An 8,994-nucleotide genomic window follows, 5' to 3' on the forward strand; every position below is an offset into this window, starting at 1 on the left:
AGGACGGAGACAACCATGAAGACACTCACCAGGCGGCTGGCCGCCTTGGCGGCGGCCCTGGGCGGCGCGCTGACCGTCAACACCCCTGCCCTTGCGGCCAAGCCCTACCCTGAACGGCCCGTGACCCTTGTCGTAGGTTACGCGGCGGGCGGGGCCACCGACATCGTCGCGCGCCTGATGGCCAAGTCGCTGTCGGAAGCGCTGGGCCAGACCTTTGTGGTGGAAAACAAAACGGGCGCCAACAGCAACATCGGTGCGGAAATCGTGTCGCGCGCAGCGCCCGACGGCTACACGCTATACATGGGCTCCATCGCCAACACGATCAACCGCACGCTCTACAGTCAGCTGAACTACGACTTCATCAAGGACTTCACGCCCGTCGGTCTGGTGGCGACCATTCCCAACATTCTGGTCGTCAACCCCAAGGTCCCAGTCAAGACCGTGCAGGAATACATCGCGTACGCCAAGAAAAATCCCGGCAAACTGACGTGCGCGTCCTCCGGCAGCGGCTCGTCCATCCATTTGTCGTGCGAATTATTCAAGATGGAGACGGGCACCGACATCCTGCATGTGCCGTACCGGGGCAGCGGCCCCGCTGTGGCCGACCTGCTGGGCGGCCAGGTGGATTCCATGTTCGACAACCTGCCCTCGTCGCTGCCGCACGTGCAGGCCGGCAAGCTGCGCGCCATCGGCGTCACCTCGCCCCAACGGCTGCCCTCCACGCCCGACGTGCCCACCCTGGCCGAATCCGGACTGCCGGGCTTCGACGTGGAATCGTGGTTCGGCCTGGTCGCGCCCGCCGGCACACCCGCGCCGGTCATTGCGCGCTTGAACGAAGCGCTGAACCAGGCGCTGGCCAGCCCGGCCCTGCAGGCGTCCTATCAGCAGTCCGGCTTCTACGCCCCCGCCACACCCAATACGCCCGACACCTTCGCCAGAAAGATCGACAGCGAGATCGGCAAATGGGGCGCCGTGGTCAAACGCGCCGACATCAAGGCCAACTAGGTTTCAAGGAGCACAGGGTGTACCCGATCGATTTCTTTTTCCGCGCGGCCCAGCAGTATCCCGAACGCATCGCGCTCGACGGCCCCGAAGGCGCCGTCACGTATGTGCGGCTGGCGGCCGACACGCGTGCGTTGGCCGCCGCGCTGCAAGCCCTGGACCCCGAGCCGCAGACCCGGGTGGCCATCTGCGCTGGCAACTCGGCGCGGCACATCCTGGCGCTGCTGGCCGTGCTGGCCAGCGGCAAGGTCTGGGTGCCGCTCAACTACCGCAGCACCGCGCGGGAGATCGGTCGCATCCTGGACGCCACCGATCCTTCCATCGTCATCGTCGATCGCGCCGGGGCGCCCTTGGCGCCGCCATCGGGCAGCGCGCGGATCAACCTGGAGGGAGACCAGGAAGAAGGTTTGCGCCTGGACACCCTGCTGTCGCAACACGCCGGCTGCGAGCCCGTGCGCCACGCGCTGTCCCGCGACGCCACGCAAGCCATCAAATTCACCGGCGGCACCACCGGCCTGCCCAAAGGCGTGATGCAACCCTACCGCGCCTGGAACGCCGGCATCATCAACCAGATCGCCAGCTGGGCGCTGACCTGTGACGACCGCTACGTGGTATCCGCCCCCATCACGCACGGCACGGGCACGTACCTGCTACCCGTGCTGGCCTGCGGCGGCGCGCACCTGCTGCTGGACGCCGTCAATCCCGCCATGATCACGGCGGCATTCCGCGAGCGCGGCGGCACGCTGAGTTTCATGCCGCCCACCCTGATCTACATGATCATGGCGCAGGAAGGCGTCTCGCGCGCTGACTTTCCCAAGCTTCGCAATCTGATCTATGGCGGCGCGCCGATGCCGCCCGAAAAAATCGACCGCGCGCGCGACTTCTTCGGCCCCGTGCTGGGCACCACCTATGGGCAGACCGAAGCGCCGCAGATCGCCACCGTGCTGCGGCCCGCAGATCTCGATACGCCGCAGAATCGCGCTTCGGTCGGCCGCTCGACCTGGCTGTCGGATGTGGCCATCATGGGGCCCGACGGTGCGCTGTTGCCACACGGCGAAATCGGCGAAGTCGTGGTGCAGGGCGACCTGACGATGACGGGATACTGGCGCCTTCCGGAAAAGACCGCCGAAACGCTGATCGACGGCTGGCTGCATACGGGCGACACCGGCCTGATCGATGCGCGCGGCTACCTGTTCCTGAAGGACCGCCTGCGCGACGTCATCATCACGGGGGGGTTCAACGTCTATCCCGTTGACGTCGAGAACGCGCTTTCCTCACACCCCGCGGTGTACGAATGCTCGGTCTTCGGCCTGCCCGACGACAAGTGGGGCGAAGCCGTCCACGCCGCCGTGCAGTTCCACCCCGGCGCGCAGGCGGACGCCGACGTCCTCAAGGCCCACGTGCGCGCCCTGCTGGGCCCGGTGGCCACGCCCAAGCAATTCCATATCCATGACAGCCTGCCGCGCTCCAGCGTCGGCAAGGTGTTGAAGAACGCCGTGCGCGACGCCGCGCAAAAGGAGACACCATGAGCACGCCCGAAACCCGCCTCTGCGCCCATCACCTGACCGGGATGTCATACCGCGACGTCGACCTCGTTGAAGACCTGATCGGCAAAAAGACCTTCACCGAAGTCATGATCATGCAGATCCTGGGCCGCAACGCGCGTCCGGTAGACATGCGCATCGTCGATGCCGTGCTGGTGACGCTGATGGAGCACGGCATGACGCCGAGCGCCATCGCCACGCGCCTGATCTACATGAGCGCGCCCGAAAACCTGCAGGGCGCGGTCGCCTCCGGCCTGATGGCAGTGGGCAGCCAATTCGTCGGCACCATGGAGAACTGCTCGCGCCTGCTGGACCGCATCAAGCAGGCTGCGGACGGCAAGACTGAAGCGCTGGCCATCGCACGCGAGTTCCGTGAACAGCGTCGCGCGCTGCCCGGCTTCGGCCACCACCTGCACAAGCCCGACGATCCGCGCGCGATCAAACTGCTGGCGCTGGCCGAGGCCGAACCGGACCTGGACGGCACGTCGGTGAAGGCGCTGCGCCTGCTGGCCGCGGCGATCGACGAGACCTATGGCAAACACATCACCATCAACGCGACCGGCGCGGTCGCTGCGTTGCTCAGCGAGATCGGCGTGCCTACCGAGCTGATGCGCGGATTTGCCGTGATCTCGCGCGCGGCCGGCCTGGTGTCGCACGTGGCGGAAGAACAGCAAAGCCCGTCGGGCCGCTACATCTGGGAAACCATCGACCACGCCATCCCCTACGTGGGCCAAGGCAAGACGCATCAGCAAGACGGCGGAGAATCCGCATGACAGCGGCCGGCGTCGACACGCGCCTGGCGGGCAAGATCGCGCTGGTGGCCGGGGCCGGCGCATCGGCCGCCGGCTGGAGCATAGGCAAGGCCAGCTGCGTGACGCTGGCGCGTCAAGGCGCGGCCATCGTGGCACTGGACGCCAATCTGGCCGCGGCGGAAGACGCCGCGCATGAAGTGGAACTGGCCGGCGGCAGCGCACTGCCGGTGCAGGCGGACGTGGCCGACCCGGACGCCATGCAGGCGGCGGTGGACGCCGTGCTGCGCCGCTACGGACGCATCGACATCCTTCAGGCCAACGCTGGCATCGGCAAAGTGGGCGGGCCGGAAGAGATCTCGCTGGAAGACTGGGATCGTATCCAGCAAGTGAACGTGACCAGCCTGCTCATCGCCACGCGCCTGCTGGCGCCCTTGATGCGCGCACAGGGCGGCGGCGCGATCGTTGCGGTGTCGTCGATCGCCGGCATCCGGTACACCGGTTATCCGCATCTGGCGTACAGCGTCAGCAAGGCCGCCGTGATCCATTTCGCGCGTATGGCGGCGCAGCAATACGCCGCCGACGGCATCCGCGTGAACACCGTCATTCCCGGCTTGATCGATACGCCGCGCGTGGCGCAAAACGTGGCGCGCATGTTCGACCCGGACGATCTTCAAGCCGCGCTGGCCGCGCGCGACAAGCAGGTGCCGATGGGCCGGATGGGAACGCCTTGGGAGGTCGCAAAAGCGGTGGCGTTCCTGGCGTCGGACGACGCCTCCTACATCACCGGCACCGAATTACTCGTGGACGGTGGGCTGACCGGGAAATACGCCTGAAGGCAGCAAAGCCCCGGGCAAGGCCTTATTTCATGCCATCCCAGTGCGGGCCGGGCACGACGATGTCGAACAGTTCAAGCACGCGCGCCACCGTGTGGTCCACCATCTCTTCGATGGAGGCCGGCCGGTGATAGAAGGCCGGCAGCGGCGGAAACACGATGCCGCCCATTTCCGTCACGGCCGTCATGTTGCGCAGGTGCGCCAGATTGAAGGGCGTTTCGCGCACCATCAGCACCAGGCGCCGGCGTTCCTTCAAGGTGACGTCGGCGGCGCGGGTGATGAGGTTGTCGGACAGGCCGTGGGCTACGGCCGCCAGCGTGCGCATCGAGCACGGCACGATCACCATGCCCGCCGTCTGGAACGCGCCGCTGGCCAGCGTGGCGCCCACGTCGCGCACGGAGTGCACGTGATCGGCCAGCGCATAGATGTCGTGGCGGCTGACATCGAGCTCATGCTTGATGTTCAGCACGCCGGAGGCGGACACCACCAGATGCGTCTCGACATCGTCCACGCCGCGCAGCGCTTGCAGCATGCGCACCGCGTAGAGCGCGCCGGTGGCGCCCGTGATGCCGATGACCAGTCGCCGCATGGGCGGCTTAGGCCGTGGCGCCGGATTGCTCCAGCAGCGTCTTCAGTTCGCCGGATTCGTTCATCTCGTTCATGATGTCCGAGCCGCCGATGAACTCGCCCGCCACGTACAGCTGCGGGATGGTGGGCCAGCTGGAGAATTCCTTGATGCCCTGGCGGACTTCGTCGTCTTCCAGCACGTTGACGGTCACCAGCTTCTTCACGCCACAGCCCTTCAGGATCTGGATGGCCTTGCCGGAAAAGCCGCATTGCGGGAATTGGGCGGTGCCCTTCATGAACAGCACGACGGGGTGCTGGGTCACGGTTTCGCGGATGAATTCTTGAACGTCGCTCATGGTGGTCTCTTGGACAGGCATAACGGAATACGCCAATTATAGGTACAGCCGGAGAAACCGCCCGGATTACCCGGATGCGGCGCCGGCCTATGCCGGGAATTCAGGGGCAGAATCTGTAACAAGCGGCCCGGGTCAGCGCCCGGCGGCCCGCCAGCGTCCGCCAGAAATGCGTTCGATTCCCGCCAGGTCCTGGCGGCTGTGCACGTCTTCAAAGCCGGCGGCGGCGAGCAGGTCGCGCACCGCCTGCGCCTGGTCCCAGCCATGCTCCATCCACAGCGCGCCGCCCGGCTTCAGGTGCCGGCCGGCCCCGGCGACGATACGGCCCAGGTCTTCCAGGCCGCCAGCGCCATCGGTCAGCGCCCCCCGCGGCTCGAAACGCACGTCGCCCTGGTCCAGGTGCGGATCGTCGCTGGCCACGTAAGGCGGATTCGACACGATCAGATCGAAGCCTTCGCCCGCGGGCACGGCCCCGTACCAGCTGCCTTCCACGAAGCGCACCGACGCGGTCAGCTCCCAGGCGTTGCCGGCGGCCACCGCTAGCGCGGCGGCGCTGACGTCCGAGGCCATCACCCGCGCATCGCGGCGGGCCAGCGCGATCGAGATCGCAATCGCGCCGCTACCCGTGCCCAGGTCCAGCACGGCGGGGCCCGCCACCCCGGCCACGCATTCCAGCGCGGTCTCCACCAGCACTTCGGTGTCGGGGCGCGGAATCAGCACGTCGGGCGTCACGCGGAACCGGTGCCCCATGAACTCGCGGTGGCCCAGCAGATAGGCCATGGGCTCGCCGGCCCGGCGCCGCGCCAGCAACGCCTCGTAAGCGGCCGCCACCTCGGGCTCCAGCGGATCGGTGTCATGCGCCAGCAGCCACGCGCGCGGCTTGCCCAGCACGTGCTCCAGCAGCATGCGCACTTCCAGGCGCGGCAGCCGGGTGTCGGCCAGCAAGCTGTTCAACTGGGGCGTCGTCATGGCGCGCGCCTCAGATGTCGTCGCCCAGCGCCGCCAGCTGCTCGGCCTGGTGTTCGGCGATCAGCGCGCCGGTCAGTTCTTCCAGATCGCCTTCCATGATCTGCTGCAGCTTGTACAGCGTCAGGTTGATGCGGTGGTCCGTCACGCGGCCCTGGGGGAAGTTATAGGTGCGGATGCGCTCGGAACGGTCGCCCGTGCCGATCAGGCTCTTGCGCTCGGCGGCTTCCTTGCTTTGCCGTGCTCGCGTTTCCTGATCTTTCAGGCGCGCGGCCAGCACTTGCATGGCCTTGTCCTTGTTGCGGTGTTGCGAACGGTCGTCCTGGCATTCCACCACCAGGCCCGTCGGCAAGTGGGTGATGCGCACAGCCGAATCGGTCTTGTTGATGTGCTGGCCGCCCGCGCCGCTGGCGCGGAACGTGTCGATGCGCAGGTCGCTCGGATTGATGACGATTTCCGACATCGCGTCGGCTTCCGCCATGATCGCCACGGTGCAGGCCGACGTGTGGATGCGGCCCTGCGCCTCGGTGGCGGGCACGCGCTGCACGCGGTGCGCGCCGGACTCGAACTTCAGGCGCCCGTAGGCGCCGTCGCCGTCGATGCGCGCGATCACTTCCTTGTAGCCGCCCAGTTCCGATGCGCTTTCCGACATCAGTTCCACGCGCCAGCCGCGCGTTTCCGCGTACCGCGTGTACATGCGCAGCAGGTCGCCGGAGAACAGCGCGCTTTCGTCGCCGCCCGTGCCCGCGCGGATTTCCAGGAACACGCTGCGGCCGTCATTGGGGTCGCGCGGCAGCAGCAACAGCTGCAACGCGCTTTCCAGGCCTTCCAGCTTGCCGCGGCCCGATTTGATCTCGTCTTCCGCCATCGCCTTCATGTCGGGGTCCGACAGCATTTCCTGGGCGGTCGCCAGGTCTTCCTCGGTCCGGGCAAAGGCGGTGAACGCCTCGACCACGGGCTCCAGTTCGGCGCGCTCGCGCGAAAGCTTGCGGAAACGGTCCATATCGGACGCGGTTTCCGGTTGGGCCAGCAACGCGTCCACCTCGGTCAGGCGGTGACACAGATGCTCCAGCCGGCTGCGCATGGAAGATTTCATGGGGGAATGACCAAAGAGAAGACAGGAATAGCGGGCGCCCACAAGACGAACGCCCGCCAGGAGGCGGGACGTGGGACAGATTCGCTAACGGCGGGAGTCGCGGCCGGGGAACAGGCGCGGCATCCACGCAAGCAGCTGCTTGCGCTCGTCGCCCTCGCTGCGGTTCAACGCCGCCAGCGGGCCGTGCAGGTATTTTTGCGTCAGGCCGTGCGCCAGCTGTTCCAGCACGGCTTCGGGCGATTCGCCACGCGCCAGCAGGCGGCGCGCGCGTTCCAGTTCGGCGGCGCGGACGTCTTCGGCGGCCTGGTGCAGGTCGCGGATGACGGGCACCACTTCGCGGGACTGCATCCAGTGCATGAAGCCCTGGACGCGGGTTTCGATGATGGCTTCGGCCTGCACGACGGCGGCGCGGCGTGCATCGGTGCCGGTCTGCACCAGGCGGCCCAGGTCGTCCACCGAGTACAGGTAGACGTCGTCCAGGCGGCCGACTTCGGGTTCGATGTCGCGCGGCACGGCCAGGTCGATCATGACCATCGGGCGGTGGCGGCGCAGGCGCGTAGCCCGCTCCACCATCCCCAACCCGAGGATGGGCAGGGAGCTTGCCGTACAGGACACGATGACGTCGAATTCCGAGAGGCGGTCGGTCAGGTCCGACAGCTTCATGGTGCTGGCGGAAAAACGATTGGCCAGGATTTCGGCGCGTTCGGCCGTGCGGTTGGCCACGACCATGCTGCGCGGACGTTGCGCGGCAAAGTGCGTGGCGCACAATTCGATCATTTCGCCCGCGCCGATGAACAGCGTGCGGGCCTGGTCCAGATTGCCGAACACGCGCTCGGCCAGGCGGACGGCGGCGGCGGCCATGGACACGGACTGCGCGCCGATGGCGGTTTGCGACCGCACTTCCTTGGCGACCGAGAAGGTGCGCTGGAACATCTGGTGCAGCAAGGTGCCCAGCGATCCGGCTTCGCCAGCGGCGCGCACGGCATCCTTCATCTGGCCCACGATCTGGGTTTCGCCCAGGACCATGGAATCCAGGCCGCTGGCCACGCGGAAGGCGTGGCGGACGGCGTCGTCTTGATGATGGCGGTACAGGTGCGGGCGCAGCGTGCCGGCGTCCAGGCGGTTGTGTTCTGCCAGCCAGGCGGGCAACTGATCGGCAACGTGGCCGTCAGCGGCGCAGTAGATTTCGGTGCGGTTACAGGTGGACAGGATGGCGGCTTCGCGGACAGAACCGCCAAACGCCGAACGCAGGCCTTCCAGCGCGGGCTTGACCAGATCGACGGGCATGGACACGCGTTCGCGAACCGAAACCGGCGCGGACGTGTGATTCAGACCGAAGGCGAGGACAGCTACCGACATGAGTAAGCGTGAAGAACTGCCACCAAGAACAATGCGTCAGGTGTGGGGACGATACTGCGGAAAGTTCCCCAAGCCGTAACAGCAGACCGTTGAAGATTATACCCCTGCGGGTTATCCCCAGGCCAATCCGCCCCCCTGCCGCGACCCTGCGTCGCACCCTTGCGTGCCATTCTCCCAACACTTGGCACGGACAACCGGGCAAGAAAATATCGGGATTTTTGCCGCTCGACTGGCACAGGCCAAAAAAATTGTGTATAGTTGCGGACTTCGTTGGCCTGGTAGCTCAGTCGGTAGAGCAGAGGATTGAAAATCCTTGTGTCGGTGGTTCGATTCCGCCCCAGGCCACCAAAAGAATTATTGGGATTGCGGTTGCCCCTAGGCGACCGATACCGAATCCCAAAAAAAGCCCAGCCCCGCGCTGGGCTTTTTGCAAAGCGTACGTGTTGGCCTGGTAGCTCAGTCGGTAGAGCAGAGGATTGAAAATCCTTGTGTCGGTGGTTCGATTCCGCCCCAGGCCACCAA

Annotated in this window: 9 protein-coding genes and 2 tRNA genes; 6 read left to right on the top strand and 5 right to left on the bottom strand. The window is 66.5% G+C overall.

The features are described 5' to 3' along the window. The first annotated feature begins 15 nt into the window (after window positions 1-15). Genes ACO6D5_RS01955 through ACO6D5_RS01970 form a run of 4 tightly spaced genes read left to right on the top strand, consistent with a single transcriptional unit; the run spans window position 16 to window position 4,131 of the window. Entirely contained in the window at window positions 16-1,005 is a 990-nt protein-coding gene (locus ACO6D5_RS01955) for a Bug family tripartite tricarboxylate transporter substrate binding protein (protein WP_485824491.1), read from the top strand. Window positions 1,006-1,022: 17 nt separating this feature from the next. After that, window positions 1,023-2,531, top strand: a complete 1,509-nt coding sequence (locus ACO6D5_RS01960) for a class I adenylate-forming enzyme family protein (protein WP_485824492.1) — start codon at window positions 1,023-1,025, stop codon at window positions 2,529-2,531. Then, the gene (locus ACO6D5_RS01965; RefSeq protein WP_485824493.1) at window positions 2,528-3,319 is read left to right on the top strand and encodes a citryl-CoA lyase; all 792 of its coding nucleotides are present in this window, start codon (window positions 2,528-2,530) and stop codon (window positions 3,317-3,319) included. The genes ACO6D5_RS01960 and ACO6D5_RS01965 overlap by 4 nt, the downstream gene beginning before the upstream one ends. Then, window positions 3,316-4,131, top strand: a complete 816-nt coding sequence (locus ACO6D5_RS01970) for an SDR family NAD(P)-dependent oxidoreductase (RefSeq protein ID WP_485824494.1) — start codon at window positions 3,316-3,318, stop codon at window positions 4,129-4,131. The genes ACO6D5_RS01965 and ACO6D5_RS01970 overlap by 4 nt, the downstream gene beginning before the upstream one ends. Window positions 4,132-4,156: 25 nt before the next feature. On the opposite strand, the gene ACO6D5_RS01975 is transcribed toward ACO6D5_RS01970, so the two are convergent. From ACO6D5_RS01975 to hemA, 5 genes are all read right to left on the bottom strand, one after another. Further along, window positions 4,157-4,720: a UbiX family flavin prenyltransferase gene (locus ACO6D5_RS01975; RefSeq protein WP_485824495.1), complete on the bottom strand. Its 564-nt coding sequence runs from the start codon at window positions 4,718-4,720 to the stop codon at window positions 4,157-4,159. Window positions 4,721-4,727: 7 nt separating this feature from the next. Further along, window positions 4,728-5,054: a Grx4 family monothiol glutaredoxin gene (grxD, locus tag ACO6D5_RS01980; RefSeq protein WP_006227137.1), complete on the bottom strand. Its 327-nt coding sequence runs from the start codon at window positions 5,052-5,054 to the stop codon at window positions 4,728-4,730. Window positions 5,055-5,186: 132 nt separating this feature from the next. Further along, complete coding sequence (gene prmC, locus ACO6D5_RS01985) at window positions 5,187-6,020, bottom strand: peptide chain release factor N(5)-glutamine methyltransferase (RefSeq protein ID WP_485824496.1); 834 nt, start codon at window positions 6,018-6,020, stop codon at window positions 5,187-5,189. A 10-nt stretch (window positions 6,021-6,030) separates the two neighbouring features. Beyond that, on the bottom strand, window positions 6,031-7,113 hold the full coding sequence (gene prfA / locus ACO6D5_RS01990; RefSeq protein WP_088588880.1) for a peptide chain release factor 1: 1,083 nt from the start codon (window positions 7,111-7,113) through the stop codon (window positions 6,031-6,033). An 84-nt stretch (window positions 7,114-7,197) separates the two neighbouring features. Then, complete coding sequence (gene hemA, locus ACO6D5_RS01995; RefSeq protein WP_006227134.1) at window positions 7,198-8,472, bottom strand: glutamyl-tRNA reductase; 1,275 nt, start codon at window positions 8,470-8,472, stop codon at window positions 7,198-7,200. Window positions 8,473-8,744: 272 nt separating this feature from the next. Between hemA and ACO6D5_RS02000 the strand changes: the two genes are divergently transcribed. Both ACO6D5_RS02000 and ACO6D5_RS02005 read left to right on the top strand, forming a co-directional pair. Continuing rightward, window positions 8,745-8,820 (top strand) — tRNA-Phe (locus ACO6D5_RS02000). A gap of 97 nt (window positions 8,821-8,917) precedes the next feature. Beyond that, window positions 8,918-8,993: transfer RNA gene (locus tag ACO6D5_RS02005), tRNA-Phe, on the top strand. The last annotated feature ends 1 nt before the right edge of the window (window position 8,994 follow it).

This window comes from Achromobacter sp. (assembly GCF_057314935.1).